This is a genomic window from Pseudomonas rossensis (genome assembly GCF_039888995.1).
Lineage (GTDB): Bacteria > Pseudomonadota > Gammaproteobacteria > Pseudomonadales > Pseudomonadaceae > Aquipseudomonas > Aquipseudomonas rossensis.
Window position 1 is genome coordinate 21,106 of sequence record NZ_JBBWCB010000057.1, and the last position, 15,708, is coordinate 36,813.

Consider the following 15,708-nt stretch of genomic DNA (forward strand, 5'->3'; position numbering starts at 1 on the left):
CCCAGCGGAGCGCAAAAGTTGTGACCACATATCGGGGAAGTGTCAAAAAAGCGCACTAACTGATCAGCGGTTGTGGGGTGTTTCGAAAAAAAAACGTTCTGTTGACGCTCACTCCTTTCAGCCGAATCCAAAACAGAGTCAGAAAAATTGAGCAGGATTGGCTTGTCTCGAGACTCGACCGTTGAGCGGTTGAGGGCGATAGCAGGTCAAGGCATCGATATTCGGGCCGATATGATCAACAAGTACATTACGGACTGATCCTGCCAACAGTCCGCCGCCCGGAAGCCCTATGAAAAGCAAGCCTCTCGACCCTCTGCCGCCGATGCAAACCTCCAATCTTTCCCTGACCCGCATGTCTTTGATGGGCTTCTCTTGTCTGTTGTTGTCGATCTTCCTGTTGGCCAGCACGTTGATTGTTTACATCGCCTACGAGCAAAACCAGGACGCTGAGCGCCGCAATCGCTTCTATACGGAAAAGGCCGTGCAGTCCCTGGAAAAGTCGGCTCTTTTGACGATCAAGGACTACGCATTCTGGGGCGATGCCTACGAGCACCTGCACAGGAAGGTGGATATCGACTGGGCATTTGTCCGCCAGAATGCCGGCTCGTCGCTGTTTGAGGATTTCGGGTTTGAGGGCGTGTTTGTGATCGATCCGACCGATCGTACGGTGTACTCGGTCATCAATGGGCAGCTGGAATCGGTCACCGCTGAAGACTGGTTGAAACAACCCATCACCGCGCTTATCGAACGTGCACGCATCGATGTCGAAAGCGAAACACCCATCAAGGCGTTTCTCGATGTCGACGGCACCCCGGTGTTGGTCGCTGCCGCGCCCCTGACGCCTGGCACCAACCCCCAGGTCGAAACGGATGACAGGCCAGCCTCAATACTGTTGTTCGTCTCCAGGCTCGATGCTGCCCGATTGAGCACCATGGCCAGTGATTTCGGGATTGCTCAATTGCGCGTGGCCTCAGGTGATAGTGCAGCGCTCGGCACATCGTTTTTGCGTCTGGGGGAAACCGGTACGGCGGGCACCCTGCAGTGGACACCGCCGCAGCCGGGGCATCGGTTGATGACCGTGGTGTTGCCGCTGATCGGTATAGCGGGGCTGATTATCGGACTAATGACCTGGCTTTTTCAGCGGCGTACCACGGCGGCTGCGCAAGTGATGGATGCCAGTTACACCTCCCTGCAGGTCAGTCGCACGGCGTTGGCGGCCAGTGAGGCGCGGTTTCGTGATGTCGCCGAAGCGTCCTCCGACTGGATTTGGGAAATCGATACCGGGTTGCACTTCACCTACCTGTCAGAGCGCTTCGAAACCGTGACGGGACTGCGCAGGGTCGAGTGTCTTGGTCGTCCTATCGATGACTTGCTGGTGTCTGATCAAGGCCCGCTTTGCCAGTGGTTGAAAAACCACTCGCGACGGGCCAACGCCATCTTGCAATGCAGTTATCTGTCAGGGGACGGGCAAGCCAGGATTTTCCGTCTTTCCGTGCGAGAAATGGAGGGGCTGGGCTATCGCGGCACGGCCAGCGATATCACCGAAGAAGTGGCGGCCCGCCGACGGATCGAATACCTGTCGCAACACGATGCGCTGACGGGCCTGGCGAATCGCGCCCGTATGCAAGAATTCCTCGATGGCAAACTCAAGGCTGCGCCGACCCTGAGTGATCCGTTGGTCATGCTCAGCGTCGACCTGGATCGCTTCAAACCGGTGAATGATTTGCTCGGGCATGCCGCAGGCGATCAAGTGCTCAACGAGGTCTCCAAAAGGCTAGGGCAGTGCTTGCGCTCCGATGACCTGGTCGCGCGAATCGGTGGCGATGAGTTTGTGCTGGTGGTGGCGAATATGGTTTCTCAGGATGAGGTCGAGCACCTGTGCCAGCGCCTGATCGACTGCATCGAACAGCCGTTCCAGATTGATGAGCATGAGGTGTTTATCAGTGCCAGCATCGGCATTGCCATGGCACCGGCTGACGCCACCCTGGCCGACGAGTTGCTGCGCTATGCCGACATCGCGCTGTATGAAGCCAAGGATGCAGGACGCAATACCTGGCGTTTTTACGCGGGCGACATGAATGCTCGAATCCTCGATCGTCGTCAGTTGGAAAGCGATCTGCGTCACGCGATCAAACATGATGAGTTGCGTCTGCACTTTCAGCCGCGCTATCAGATTGCAGGCCGGGTCATGGCAGGTGCCGAAGCGCTGGTACGCTGGGAGCACCCGGTGAGAGGGCTGTTGTCGCCCGACGTTTTCATTCCCATTGCGGAAGAAACCGGGTTGATTCTGCCGCTGAGCAACTGGGTGCTGCACACCGCTTGCAAGGCCGCGTCGACCTGGCCTGAAGAACTCTTTGTCTCGGTGAACCTGTCGCCGACAGAGTTCCAACGCGGGCAGCTGGTGTCCAGGGTTCAGGCGGTGTTAACGCAGACCGGTTTGAATCCGGCCCGGCTGGAATTGGAACTGACCGAGAATGTCATGCTGGACGACGCCAAGGGCGCGCTGCAGATCATGCACGACTTGAAAGCCTTGGGTGTTCGCCTGGCAATGGACGATTTCGGCACCGGGTACTCATCATTGAGCTACCTGCGTTCATTTCCTTTCGATGGGTTGAAGATCGATCGCAGCTTTATTTCCGGGCTGGCCGCCAGCGGTGATGATCAGTCGATCATCGAGGCCATCGTCGGGCTGGGCAGGGCACTGTCGCTGACAGTCACGGCAGAGGGGGTGGAAACGATCGAGCAACTTCAGGCGTTGCAGGATGCGCGGTGCGATGAGGTGCAAGGGTATTTCTTGAGCCGGCCTATGGATGCGCAGGCGATTGGACACTTGATTGGCGTCCACGCGAAGCATTCAGGGCTGCGAGCGCTGGCCGAAAGCGCTCACGCTGAAAGTTAACACGTCAGCTGCGCACGCTTTACTGCACCAGTTGCTCGACCAACTCTGGCGTCACGTAGTGCGGCCCGTCGAACAGGTAGAGCGGATATCCGTCATAGGCCGCCAGTTGCGGTCTGAGCTCGGCAGCGGTCGCGGAGCGGAAGCCGCCACCAAAGTTGGGGCGGAAGGCTTCGACGATGATCCGCACACGGTCTTTGCCCAGGCGCTTGCTCAGGGCGTCGGCGTAGGTTCGCGCGACCGGTGCAGTGCGGGCGTACACGCCGACACCGTCCTGGAAGAACACGCCGATGTCATCTGGTAGCCATTGCTTGAGCCATTCGGCGGTGGCGACGGGGCCGATATTGGCACCGTCATAAACGCTGATCCACAACGGTCGCGGCAGCTTGGCCAGCAGCGCGGGCAGTTCTTTGGCGCGGGTCCAGCTGGGGTCGACTTCAGCCGGGAAATACCAGCCGGTCACGTGTAACGGCGTAGGCAATTTGGCGATCCGCTCCGAGACCGTGGCCAGTTCTTCGATGTTGTCCCGTGAGCGGTTCTCGCTGAAATAACCCGCCAGTCCCAGGATCACGTCCTGCGCCCAGGGTGCCTTGGCGATGCGCGCCCAATCGGGCAGCACCGGTACGGTGGGCAGGCCGGTACCGGGAACGAAGGCCTGATCGTCCACGACTGTCCATTGGACCAGCAGCTCACGCGCTCCCAGTTTTTCCCAGTGTCCGCTGATTCCGATGGTCTTGTTATCCGGCTGCCAGACGATGCCGACAATCCCCGGGGCCAGGGCCTTGGTCTTCGTCACGTAGAGCATGCCGGTACCTGCGCCGACGGTGACGGCAAGCAACAGAGCAGCAACGGTCGAGAGACTGGCGGTGTAGCCGAAGATTTTCACGGCAGTGCCTTTTTGATGCGTTGATGCCATTGGCTCAGCGAGGTGACGCCTTTGGCATTCCAGTTGGCTGCCGCATCAGGGCCAAGGTGGAACTGGCCCTCGTTGAATTGCCAGACGATCACTTGCGGCTTGTGTTCGGCAAAATCCGCCGACTCCAAGTATTGCAGCAGCGTAGCCCACGGACCGACGTCGCCGGGGTTCCAGGTCAGTGCGACGGGACGGTCCAGGGCATTGGAGAGCTTCTGGGTAAAACCCAAATAAGGCTGGACAAAGCTGTTGCCGATCACCTGGACCGGGGCCGGTGCGTCATCGATCAACAGGTCCTTCTCTGCCTGATGGCGCACGGTGTAGATGTCGCGACCGATTGCCTTGCGCTTGGTCGCCGGCAGGAAGTTGCTCGCCAGGTCGCCGAACGCGCGGCGGTCGAACCACTGGCCCAGCGCTGCACCACCACCGGGGTCACCTCGCAGACGGTAGCGCTCGGTAATCAGTTGCGCCGTGGAGTCGGCGGTGTTTTCGGCGCTCCAGGCTGTCCAGTGGTAGTCGGCGCGGTAAAACGCGGTCTGTTTGCCTTGTTCGGTGCGTTGCAGGATGGGCTTGATGTTCAGCGTGGTCAGACCTGCTTGGGTCAAGTCGTTTTGCAGGTTGTCGTAGCGCTGCATGACCGCAGGACTCAAGGTCTGACCGACGGGCAGGCGCGCGGCATAAAACGGCGCTTTCATCGGCACCACCAGCACGACGAGTCCGATGTGCTCCCGAGCAAGGTGCTGTTGGAGCTCCTTGACCAGCGCAATGTTGCGGGCCGCTCCGGTGTTGTCGACCGCGCTCAGGCTTTCCCAGGCCGGGAATAACCAGCCATTTTCGCCGGTGATTACCGCGGAGGCCGCTTGAACGCAGGTGACCGACAGGCTCAACAACAAACCGCCGATCATGGCGGGAACCGGCAGGCGAGATTTCAAGTGAAGGTTCATGGCGCGGTCTGGTCGACAAGGCCAATCAGGCGAGGGGCCTGGCGGGAGCCGATCAGGAACAGGCTATAACGATCGCCGGCCTTGAAGGGCGCCAGCTTCAACGGCAGGCTGGTGTTCTGATTGCAACTGGCAACCAACGTCGCCTGCACCGGGTTGATCGTGCGCTGGGCTTGTCCGTTGAAAGGCACCTGGCTGAATACCGCGGCACCGTTGGCTAATTTGACGTCGGCCATTTCGCAACCGTTGCCCAGGTTATAAACGTTAAGTTCGGCGCGCAGGTCTTTACCGCGCAGCGGCGGGTCGATGACCAGGCGTGGCGTCCGTTCCGGGTCGCTGTCGAGAATCAGCGTGACCCACGCACTTTTTGGTGCGCTGAGGCCTTTTATCTCGCGACCATTGACGGTCACGTGCAACGGCTGTCGCGAGTCCACGACATGAAAGGGACTGGCCACTGCAGTCTGTGCGGCAAGGGCAAAACTCGGGCCTTGGCCCACCTGGACCTGCATGGCGGTATCGGAGGGATTGACCACCCGCACCCAGGCGGAACCCTCGGGCAGTTTTGGCGCATACAGCTGGGCGATTTCAGGGGCGGCCTGTGCCCACATCGGGACCAGGCCAAGACCCAGCCACAAACACATTCGAACGTTCATGTAAGCCCTCAATAGGAATAAGTCAGGCGAGCGAACACGCCTTCGGCGCGGTCATCGCCCAGCACCTTCACGCGGTACTGCAGAGAAAAGTCCACATACGAGCGGGGGGCGTTGTACGCATCTTCACGGAACCAGTACCGGACGTTGTTACCGATACCAACGCCGCCGGCCTTGCCAGATGATGAGTCCGTGCTGCCGTCGGTGTCCGTCTTGCTGTTCATCTTGGAGTCGTAGTCGAACGCGGCCACGACATGGGGGAAACTCACCCAGCGCGAGCCTGTGCCGCCGATGGCGTAGCTGCGACCCACCTGCCATTCGCTGTTGAAGTAGTCGCGAGAGTCGTTGACGTAATGACCGGCTTCAGCGAACAACTGCGAGGTCCACCAGCTGGAGGCATCCACCCGCAGATCGGTCCCGATGCTTGAGCCGTAGCCCAGACGCACCAGCCAGTCACCGTCGACATCCGATGATCCCAAGGGGAATGTACGCTCGACGGCGGCCATCACGTTCAGCGATGTGAAGGGTTTGACCCGGACACCCACGGCGCCTTGCAGCGCATCGAAACCGGTATCCGAATCGCTGTTCTTGCTCCACAGCGTGTCGGTGATGCGTCCGTAGAGTTCGACAAAACGTGCGTTGCGATAGCCCAAAGGACGCCAGGAAAGCTCGGTGCTGTTCTGCAGGCTGTCATTGCTGTTGCTGCCGCTACTCGGCGCTGAGCTCAGGCCACTGCTTGAACTGTTGCCGCGATAACTGGTGGTGCTGGTCAATCCCCAGGTGCGCGACACATCGGCCACCGCGCGACGGGTGTCGAACAGTTGCTGTGGGGATATGTCGAGTTCACCGGTATTTTTCGCGTCGATGACTCGCTTGAAGTAGGTGACGGCTTGCTCGTCGTCATTGACCCGCATGGCGGTGTAGGCCGCATCCTGCGTTGCTGTCGGCGTGAGTCGGGTGTCGGCATCGGCCTTGCGGAACGAAGTGTGGGCACCGTCATCGTCGCCGGCCTGGACCGACAAATAAGCGATCTGCAGGTCGCTCATCGATTCCAGCTCGCCCGTGTCCCGCGCTTGTTGCAGCCGTTCGCGCGCAGTTCGGCGCTGGCCGATGGCGGCATACAGACTGGCTTCTTCGTAAGCGGGAAGACTGGCCAGCGCCAGTGCCTGGGTAAAGTCCTTGCGCGCCCCGGCATCGTCACCCGATTGTTGACGCAGACGGCCGCGCTGGGCGAGCAGACGAGCGTCATCGCCCGTGAGCTTCAGACCTTCGCTGGCTGCCGCGATGGCTTCGGGCACACGTTTCTGATCACTCAGGGCGCTGACCAGCAGTCGGCGGTACGCCGGATTCTGTGGCGCACGGGCAATGGCTTCGTTCGTCAGGGCAACCGCCGTCGCAGGGTCTTTGCGGGCCAGGGCCGCGTAGGCTTGGCCGGCCATGTCGGTTCCGCCATCACGTTGGTTGCCCGGCCAGATATCACAGACCAGGCCGAAAGCCGTTTCCTGACAGTTCAAAGCCGGAGCAGGGAAGTGGGCAATCACGTTCGCGCCATTGTTTTTCTGCCGCAGCGCCATACGGGCGGCGGTACGTCGGCGGGCCACTTCGCCGCCTTCATCGTCGACCAGTGGCTGCAGATGATCGAGCGCCTGCTGAGGCTCGCCATGGGCCAGTGCGGCGTCCGCGGCGAAGAAACGAATGTCACGAATTTCCGCTTCCAGAAGGCCATCGATGGCCAAGGCGTGATTCAGGTCAGCCTGGGCGGCCTGAGTTTTGCCCTGACGATCAAGGGCGTAGCTGCGCAGAATCCACGGAGCGATTTCCCCATCGTCTTGTGCCAAAGCGCCTGACGCGGCCTGTTCGGCCCCACGGTAATCCCTGGCAGCGAGCAGGGCACTGATCAGCAATTGCTGATTGGCGCCGATTTCCGGGGACAGGGCGACGGCTTTTCGGGCCTGGTCAACGGCGAGGGTCGCATTGCCTTGGTCCAGGGCGCGATAGCCCTGAACCGCCAGCGGCGCCGCCAGTTGACGACGAATCGCTTCGCGACGCATCAACAACGTATCGTCATCCGGGAACACGGCCAGTGCCTGGGTGGTGGCTTGATCCGCTTCCTGCAAGTGCTGTTGGCGCTGCAAGGACTCGATCAGCAGCAATCGATAATCCATGCGTTTGGGCGCCTGAGCGATAGCTTTGCGTGCCGCTTGGGCAGCCGCGCCGAAGTCATCGCGATCATAGGCCTTGAACGCCTGGGCAGCGGCACCGAAGCCCGGTGCCTGACGTGATTGCGGGTAGCGCTTGGGATGGTCTCGCTGTTCCTTGTCGCGTTGCGCCAGTGCAATCAAGGTGTTCAAACGAGTGATATCAGCCCGCTGACGCAACGCTTCGCGGGCCTTGGCGATGGCCAGGTCGTAATCTTTACGCTCGTACGCGCTGTACGCCTCGTTGGCAGTTTCAAAGGCCGGGCCGGTCAACGGCAGGGGCAGCGTCTCGGCATGAGCAAGCCCAGGTAACAGGCTTAGCCCCGTGGCCATCAGGGTCAGGAAGGGGCGGTTCATGCCGGAAGCTCCGCAGGGTAGTGGCTGTGCTGACGCGCCACGGCCTTTTCGATGGTGGAGCGGGGCAGCACGCCGCTGTCGACCAGATAGTCGCCGATGCGTCCGTGACGTTGCGGGCGGTACTGCAACATGGTGCGATTGAATACGTCGCGATCCAGCAGGCCCATTTCGATCAACAGGTCGCCCAGCAGCGGCGCACGGGCATCCGGCACGGATTGGCCTTCACGCACATTCAGTTGACGCAATTGCGCGACGATTTCGCTTTCACGGGCAATCAGTTGCACCGGTTCGCTGCCCAGTTCATCGCTGACCTGTTGCAGACCTTCGGCCGGAAGAGGGCTGGCGACGGCGACTTGCGCGCGGCCGTCGGCATTCAAGCCAAGCGGCACCACGCGCCAGCGCAGGGCGAACTCATCGTCCAGCGTCAGGATTGAGTCCCGTGCCTTGGCGGCCACATCGAATACCCGTGGCAGATCGTTCTGGAAGGCGATGGCTTCAGCCAGCGTCTCGTCGTCCAGCCAGCCGTTGCTGAGCAAAATCCGCCCCAAGGGCATGTGCCGGTTTTTCTGTTCGGCGAGGGCGCTTTGCAGGTCAGCATCGTTGATCGCCTGCCAGGACAGCAACACGCTGCCCAGCTTGCGCGGTGCGGCAGCCACCAGGTCGGTGGACGGAAAGTCGTGCATGGTCTTGTCCCACACCAGTTTGCGGTTCAGCGCCTTGCCGACCAGGAACATGCGCCAGGCGCGTGATGCGGCCATGAAGTTGACGAAGTTGCCCACCACCATGCGCGGGATGGACAGCAAACCATGCTGCCAGCCGTACAGTACGGTGGTGAAATAGCAGCGGTGCGCGATACGCCAGGTCAGCGCGATACCGTTGGCCAGTAGCAGGTATTGGATAAAGCCATTGGTTTCAAAGGGTGTCGGGAAACTCACGTCCCACAGGCCACTCTGGCGCAGGATGATCAGGCCCAGCAGCTGCACCAGAATCACGTAGGCGATGATGCTGACGAACGCCGTCACCACGCCCTTGCGATCACGAAACAGCAGATAACGGTTGGCCAGCGAGCCGTTCCAGCCCATTTGCTCCCAACCTTGCAGGCCAATGCCCAGCGTCCAGCGGGCTTTTTGGCGGAACGCGGTACGGAAGGTATCGGGAAAGAATTCCCGCACGCACAACGGCATCTTCAGGGTCGATTCGTAAGGTTTGCGAAACCATGATTTACGCAACACGCGAAACTGCACCGGGAAGCGCACGAAGATTGCGTTCATGCCGACCTTGGCCAGGCGTGCGCCGACGTCGTAGTCCTCGGTGAGGCTGTCAGTGTTAAACGGCTGGTTCTGGGTTTCCCCGGCCAGTACGCGCAAGGCACGATGGGAGAAACAGGTGCCGACCCCGGCAGACGGCACCGTGTCGGTCATGCTTTCACGTACCACCAAATCCTTGCCATGCCATTCGGCGAATTCGTCCATGTAGGTGCCGGCCACCCATTCGTACCAGTTGCGCTCCAGTGAAACCACGGGTAACTGGATCATGTCCTTGCGCGGCAGCAAGTAGTTGAACAGGCGTAACTCCATCGGGTGCAGTACATCTTCGCTGTCGTGCAGCACCACGCCGGCGAAGGTCATGCCGTGGGTTTTCTCGTGCAGAAAGATCGCCTGGATCACCCAGTTCAGGCAGTCGGCCTTGCAGGTCGGCCCGGCATGCGGGACTTCCACGCGATGCAGCTGCTTGTAGCGCCGACGCATGCGTTCCACTTCATCGATGGTGCGTTGGTCATTGATATAGGTGCCGACGAAGACCACATAGTTCTGGTAATCCAGAGTCGACACCATGTTCTCGATCATCGGTGCGATGACGTCATATTCCAGCCATGCCGGGACCATGATCGCCAACGGCTGTTCATCCCGGGCCATCAATTGCTCGGCGGTCAGCGGCCGGTATTTGCGATCCACGGTGAACTTGCGAAACAGGCGGCGAGACCAGTACCACAAGTCAATGAACAGATCGTCCAGGCTGGAGATCAGGATCAGCACCGCGACCACGATGGTCGAGAACTCCAGGAAGCTATAGTAGTGGGCCAGCCAATAGGGCCAATAAAGCGACGTCATCGAAAGTTTCCGTTACTGGCGATTGCGACGGGCGCTACGGCCAGCCAGCAACAGGATGAGGACCAACAGGATGCCACCCGGAATCAGCCACAACAGCGACGGCTTGCGCCAGGCGTCCAGGCCCTTGGGTTCTTCGTTGTCGATCAATTGGCTGCCACTTGGGTCCTGGGTGTCGAAGGTGGTCAGTGCACCGTTGTCACCGAGGATGGCCACATCGCCGCGGGTCAGCAGAATCTGTTTGGCGAAGCGTGGCGCGTCATTGCCCAGGGCGCGATAGACCAGGCCATGCTGGCCGCCGGCATCCACCACTTGCAACGAGGCCAGGTGGTTGAGGGGATGGATGTCCAACAACATCTGATCCTTGTGATTGATGCGCAAGCGACCCTGATCATCGACCTGCACCGATTCCTTGCTGTCCTTGATCGGCAGCTCGAAGGCGAGGAAGGCTTTGTCCGGCGTGACCGAAACCTTTGGGTCGGCGCTGACGTTCAGTTGCGCCCGCAGCGGCGAAACACCGGCGGCGTCAGCCACCGAAATCACCTGCGGCAAGCTGCTCGCCGGATGCTCGAGGTAGGCCTGCGGTACGAGGATTTGCGTGTCCATGGCAAAGCGCGCAGCCATGCCCGAGAAGTCATCATCCAGCGCTGTTTTTTCCAGCACGATGTGGCTGGTCGGCAGCACCGAGACCGGGAAGGCCTGTGGCGTTTCCAAGCAACGATCGCTGACCGGCTGACGCTGGAACGACACGCGCAGTACGTTCTTCGAACCCAGGGCGTAACGCGGGATACGTGCTTCGATGCGTTGCTGTTCACCGTTGGCCACGAGCTGTTGCGCGCCAATCAGGTAATCGTTGAGAAACAGCGAGGCCACCGGCGCGGTGTCCGAGGCGCCGGGTGCGGCAGATATATCGATCACCGCCTTCACCGGCAGACGACCGTCGTAGGCCACGCTGCCCAGAGGGAACGAAGTGCTCCAGTCGGACTTGGCCAGCACGTCAATGGCGCCGGGGTTTCCGCCCAGGCGCGACAAGGCCACACGACCGTCGGCGCTCAATGGCATTTGTGCTTCGCTGACCGTCAATTGGCGGCTGCGTGCCAGTGCGTTCCAGGCAGTGCTGAACAGCGCCAGCGCCTTGCCGGTTGCTTGCGGCGCGATCATCAGCACCGGGCGGGTGCCCAGCAATGCCAGGCGCACGTTGTCAGTGCCGGTGGCGGCCAGACCTGCATTGATATGCCGCTCACGCCATTGCGCGAAGGCGTTGGCGGCTGTGGCGTCGAGGCCTTGAATCTGGCTCTGCAGCGCGTCCAGCGATTCATTGACGGCTTTGAGCAGTTGCGGGTCGTTGATTGCCAGATCCGCCTGGACGTTCGGCGTCTGCCCCAACATCAACAGCGCACCGATTTGCGCCGGGTTGGCCAGAACGTGCGGGCCTTGGCCATTGAGGCTGGCAAACGCTGGAATAGCCAGCAGTTCGGCCGGGATGCGCAGGCCGGTCAGGTCGACAGTGTCTTGTACGGCGGGGAAGGGCAGAACGCGGCTGTGCTTGCCAATCCGCTCCAGTGCCACACCGAGACGCCAGGCCGCATCGTAGCTGTCGGCGGACAAGGTGCCCGGCGCGACCATGATCCCCGGTTTGCCAGGCAATGCCGTCCAGGCAGCACCGACGTCCTGTAACTGGCTGGCGTCATAGCTGTAATTGAGGCGAGTGTCCGGTTCGATACGCAATACATTGCCGATCGCGCGTTCGTCTTCGCACAACACACGGGACACGACTGACGACCAGGCAATGCCCAGACGCAGCGAGCCGTTGTCACGCGCTTTCTTGTCCACGCCCAGTGTGGCGCTGGCATCACCTTGGGCTTCGCTGAGCCCTTCGGCGCGCACGGGATAGCCGTCCAGCGACAGCAGCAATGTGTTGCGACCGCCTTCACCATTCAGGTAGCTGGCGTCGAAATTCAGTGTGGCGTCCGTCAACGGCACACCCGCCGGCACTGGCAAATACAATTCGCGGCGGGCATCGGTGGAGCCGAGGATGATCGGTGCATCGATCCCCAGATCGCTCAAGCGGATCTCACGCTCTTGTCGGGTGTCGGCGTTGAGCCGGTTGATCGCCTGGGTGAGCGGGCTGTCCGCGGCCAAGGCAAAGGTCGGCATGAGCGCGAGCAGGCTCACGCCACAGGCAAGGGCGCTGAGCGTGCCCGTATGGATGGCAACGGAAGACTTCATTCAGGTAGATCTCGAGCTGATAAGGGGAGGAGCGGTTTGGTTTAAAGAGAAGTGAAGGCCGGGAGACTTTTCTCGGGTACAGGTACTCCCGACAGGTGGTGCAGGAACTTGGGCAATCGCACCCCAGCCACGACGAAATCATCGACCGGGCGCCCCATCAGGGCATCGACGATGCGCGCACTGGCCTTGCCATCGCCGTAAGGGTTGGCCGCCTGGGAACATCGGCGCCACAGCAGGTCGTCATCGAACAGTGCGTTGACGCCAGCGATGATCGAGTCCGGCGAGGTGCCGACCAGGCGAACGGTGCCCGCGGCGACAGCTTCGGGGCGTTCAGTCACATCGCGCATCACCAGCACCGGTTTGCCCAGTGACGGCGCTTCTTCCTGCACGCCACCGGAGTCGGTGAGGATCACATGCGCACGTTGCATCAGGCGCACGAAGGCCAGGTAGTCCAGCGGCTTGATCAGGTGCACGTTGGGCCGATCGCCCAGTTGCTCGGTGACCGGGCCCATGACATTGGGGTTCAAGTGCACCGGATAGACGATCTGGATGTCAGCGCGCCGGGCCAGATGACTCAGGGCCTTGCAGATATCCAGGAAGCCTTCGCCGAAATTTTCCCGACGATGCCCGGTCACCAGCAGGACCTTGCGGCCGGTCTGCAGGAACGAGAACTGTTGGTCCAGGCTTGCACGCAGGTCAGCGTCTTGCTCAATGCGCCGCGCCGTCATCTGCAAAGCGTCAATTACCGTATTACCGGTCACGAAGGCGCGACCTTGAAGGCGTTCATCGAGCAGGTTTTGGCGCGATTCGTGGGTCGGCGCAAACAGCATGTCCGCACCGAGGTCGATGCAGCGGCGGTTCATTTCTTCCGGCCATGGGCTGTAGATATCGCCGGTTCGCAGTCCTGCTTCGACGTGACCGACCGGGATGCGTCGATGGAACGCAGCCATTGACGCAACCATGGCCGAAGTGGTGTCGCCGTGTACCAGCACCCGGTCCGGGCGGGTCATTTCCAGCACGGGGTCAATCGCCCCGTAAAGCGCCGCCGTCAGAGAGTTGAGCGTTTGGTGCGGCGTCATCACCTGGAGGGTGTAATCGGCCTTGAGGTCGAACAGATCCAGCACCTGTTTCAGCATGCTTTGATGTTGGCCGGTGATGCATATCTGCGAATGAATGCCGGGTTCCGCAGCGAGGGCTTTGACTAGCGGCGCCATCTTGATGGCTTCTGGACGGGTTCCGAAGATCGAAAGAATTTTAATCTTTGAATGATGGCGAACGATGATGTCTTCCTTGCGCAGTTTTAGTGCGCAGCACAATAGCTGGCCCAAGTTTTATTAAAACTCGAGCAAGCTAGCGTTGTTTGAATTTAGTAAAGGCCGGGTAATCAGTGTGAGATCTGATGTTCACTTCATGTGAGGTATGTGTCGCCTGGGGAAACCCGGAACTGGCCGGATTATTAGCATCGAAGGCGAATATTTTAAAGTGTTATATCTGTTTTTTAATTAAATAATCAAGCTTGGAACTTTTATATTTGTGATCGGTCTTTTCTGGTTTCTTGTAATTTGCGGGCGGTTTCTTTAGATTATTATTTAATGTCTAACTTATTGTTTTTTCTTGTTATTTTATAATTTTAGTCCGTTCGTCAGTGCGATTGAATTACTCATTGGTGGTAATGGTCGCGGTCTACGTAGTAGATCGACACGTCCTCGGGGTAATAGTTGTGGCGGTCACTAAAATGACGCCTGAATATTGTCGCCCTGAAGTAAGACTTGTGTGGGGCAGTAGCTTTTTTACGCATGCGATGCGCATTAGTAGCGTTAGGGATATTCAATTTGGAAAAAACTTCGCCGACATATTGGATCCGTGATGCACCGCAGCTTTTGCCCGACAAATGCCGGTGCGTAGATTGTGCTCTCCGTATTTATTTTCGTCCTCACCAAATAGCGTAGACCGATACTGACACATACAGCAGAGCAATCGAAGTACCCCAATTGCTACCGAGTTGTTGTGGCTGCCCTGCTTACGTTGTTAATCCCCCGATAGGCATTTTTACGAGAAAAGTGGTTCCGCGCTCTCTGTCGGAAGTCACATCTATAGTCCCCAAGTGCGCAGCCACGATCTCGGAAGCGATGTACAGACCTAGGCCAAGGCCAGTGCTAGGACCAAGATCAAGAGACGCGTGCTGAGAGAAACGTCCCATGGGGTTAAAGATGAAGGGCAGAATGTCCTCCGGGATAGGCTCGCCGAGATTATGGACGACGAACACGACGCTGCTGTCAGATACCTCCAGTGAAACCTTAATCGGGAAACGCAGATCACCATGCTGCACGGCATTGCTGAGCAGATTGGAAAACACCTGTTCCATGCGGGCTCCATCGAATTCACCGCGAGCCGACGCCCCCACTTTGAAGACAATATCCGCGCTTGAATGAAAAGTGCGGATCTCTTCAACTATTCGTATGCATAGTGGCGTTAGGTCGATGTCTTCCTTTTTGATGGGAATCCCAGGGCCCATTTGGCAGCGGGTTAGATCCAGCAAGTCGCCAACGATCCGGCTAGCTCGACTTACGCTGGTGTATATCCCCGATGCAATTTTAGTCTCCCGCGCCCCCAGCTCATCCGAGCGCCGCAAAACATCGGCACCCAGCAAAATAGCCCCCAGTGGCGTGCGCAAATCATGGCCAAGGATGCCTAAAAAAACGTTGCGTGAGGCCTCCACTACACGCGAGTAGCTAGCAATAGACTCAGCGAGCGCCTGGTCTATGGCTTCGTTGAAGCGAATCATATCGTCCACTTCCAAAACTGTCCCTGCCTTCATCTGCCCCAGCCATTGACTGAGTACGCTTGTCCTCAGCGCTCGATATTCAGATACCATCTGATCCAGCGTGAACCCCGCCATTAAACGCGTTACTGCATGGGTTTCCGCAGGGGTTTCCAACTCCTCCATAGGAGCATTACCCTGGGCCTTGGCGATTTGCTCTTGCGCAGACTGGTAGGTGCACAGGTCTATCGCTATTGCACGCAGCATCTGTTCGGCGTGATCCCGTAGAGCCTTGGGGTCCAGTGCTTCGCCGGGGACCTCAATGGTTCTTGCGAAGTCTTCCCAAGCTTGGAGAATTGGCTCAAGGTTCTTGATGATGAAGTCAGATAGGCGCATGCCAGTGATCCTGGTTATGGAGTCGTAATCGAGGTCGAAAACGGGAACGAAACAGCACAAGCTGAATTAGAGCATCGATTCGGCCGCCTGGCATGGTTTGTCTACATCGAGAGCCTGCGCTACCAACGCAAAATCTCAGCCCCCCCCAGCGCTTTACTAGTGCATCAAGTGTTGCCGCTGACCATAAACTGACCCAGGTGTTCAACTGCTTCTGCTCAATTTTTGAGCAGGAGAACACAGGGTGATCAGCATGGAAATG

General features: G+C 59.3%; 9 protein-coding genes. 1 reads left to right on the forward strand and 8 read right to left on the reverse strand.

Annotation, left to right across the window (positions count from 1 at the left end; all coding sequences use genetic code 11):
* Positions 1-289 precede the first annotated feature (289 nt).
* Positions 290-2,899 (forward strand): bifunctional diguanylate cyclase/phosphodiesterase, encoded by a 2,610-nt coding sequence (locus tag WLY71_RS16585; protein WP_347804399.1) that lies wholly within the window; start codon positions 290-292, stop codon positions 2,897-2,899.
* Between the two features lie 19 nt (positions 2,900-2,918).
* Here WLY71_RS16585 and WLY71_RS16590 read toward each other — a convergent pair whose 3' ends face one another.
* The 8 genes from WLY71_RS16590 to WLY71_RS16625 all read right to left on the reverse strand — a co-directional run bounded on the left by WLY71_RS16590 (position 2,919) and on the right by WLY71_RS16625 (position 15,449).
* Positions 2,919-3,782, reverse strand: coding sequence for an alpha-amylase family protein (locus WLY71_RS16590; RefSeq protein ID WP_347804400.1), 864 nt, complete (start codon positions 3,780-3,782; stop codon positions 2,919-2,921).
* Positions 3,779-4,753 (reverse strand): alginate O-acetyltransferase AlgX-related protein, encoded by a 975-nt coding sequence (locus WLY71_RS16595; protein ID WP_347804401.1) that lies wholly within the window; start codon positions 4,751-4,753, stop codon positions 3,779-3,781. Before WLY71_RS16595 ends, WLY71_RS16590 begins: the two co-directional genes overlap by 4 nt.
* The gene (locus tag WLY71_RS16600) at positions 4,750-5,403 is read right to left on the reverse strand and encodes an alginate O-acetyltransferase AlgF (RefSeq protein WP_347804402.1); all 654 of its coding nucleotides are present in this window, start codon (positions 5,401-5,403) and stop codon (positions 4,750-4,752) included. The genes WLY71_RS16595 and WLY71_RS16600 overlap by 4 nt, the downstream gene beginning before the upstream one ends.
* Positions 5,404-5,411: 8 nt before the next feature.
* Positions 5,412-7,955, reverse strand: coding sequence for a bacteriophage N4 adsorption protein A (locus WLY71_RS16605; protein WP_347804403.1), 2,544 nt, complete (start codon positions 7,953-7,955; stop codon positions 5,412-5,414).
* On the reverse strand, positions 7,952-10,066 hold the full coding sequence (locus tag WLY71_RS16610) for a glycosyl transferase family protein (protein ID WP_347804404.1): 2,115 nt from the start codon (positions 10,064-10,066) through the stop codon (positions 7,952-7,954). Before WLY71_RS16610 ends, WLY71_RS16605 begins: the two co-directional genes overlap by 4 nt.
* Positions 10,067-10,078: 12 nt before the next feature.
* Positions 10,079-12,292 (reverse strand): hypothetical protein, encoded by a 2,214-nt coding sequence (locus WLY71_RS16615; RefSeq protein ID WP_347804405.1) that lies wholly within the window; start codon positions 12,290-12,292, stop codon positions 10,079-10,081.
* Positions 12,293-12,333: 41 nt separating this feature from the next.
* Positions 12,334-13,545, reverse strand: coding sequence for a non-hydrolyzing UDP-N-acetylglucosamine 2-epimerase (gene wecB, locus WLY71_RS16620; RefSeq protein ID WP_425589931.1), 1,212 nt, complete (start codon positions 13,543-13,545; stop codon positions 12,334-12,336).
* Between the two features lie 767 nt (positions 13,546-14,312).
* Positions 14,313-15,449: an ATP-binding protein gene (locus WLY71_RS16625; RefSeq protein WP_347804406.1), complete on the reverse strand. Its 1,137-nt coding sequence runs from the start codon at positions 15,447-15,449 to the stop codon at positions 14,313-14,315.
* Positions 15,450-15,708 lie beyond the last annotated feature (259 nt).

Bases quoted from the DNA above. Each gene is read 5' to 3' on its own strand.
- WLY71_RS16585 (WP_347804399.1), top strand. From the start codon at position 290: ATGAAAAGCAAGCCTCTCGACCCTCTGCCGCCGATGCAAACCTCCAAT.
- WLY71_RS16615 (WP_347804405.1), bottom strand. From the start codon at position 12,292: ATGAAGTCTTCCGTTGCCATCCATACGGGCACGCTCAGCGCCCTTGCC.
- WLY71_RS16610 (WP_347804404.1), bottom strand. From the start codon at position 10,066: ATGACGTCGCTTTATTGGCCCTATTGGCTGGCCCACTACTATAGCTTC.
- WLY71_RS16625 (WP_347804406.1), bottom strand. From the start codon at position 15,449: ATGCGCCTATCTGACTTCATCATCAAGAACCTTGAGCCAATTCTCCAA.
- WLY71_RS16595 (WP_347804401.1), bottom strand. From the start codon at position 4,753: ATGAACCTTCACTTGAAATCTCGCCTGCCGGTTCCCGCCATGATCGGC.
- WLY71_RS16605 (WP_347804403.1), bottom strand. From the start codon at position 7,955: ATGAACCGCCCCTTCCTGACCCTGATGGCCACGGGGCTAAGCCTGTTA.
- WLY71_RS16600 (WP_347804402.1), bottom strand. From the start codon at position 5,403: ATGAACGTTCGAATGTGTTTGTGGCTGGGTCTTGGCCTGGTCCCGATG.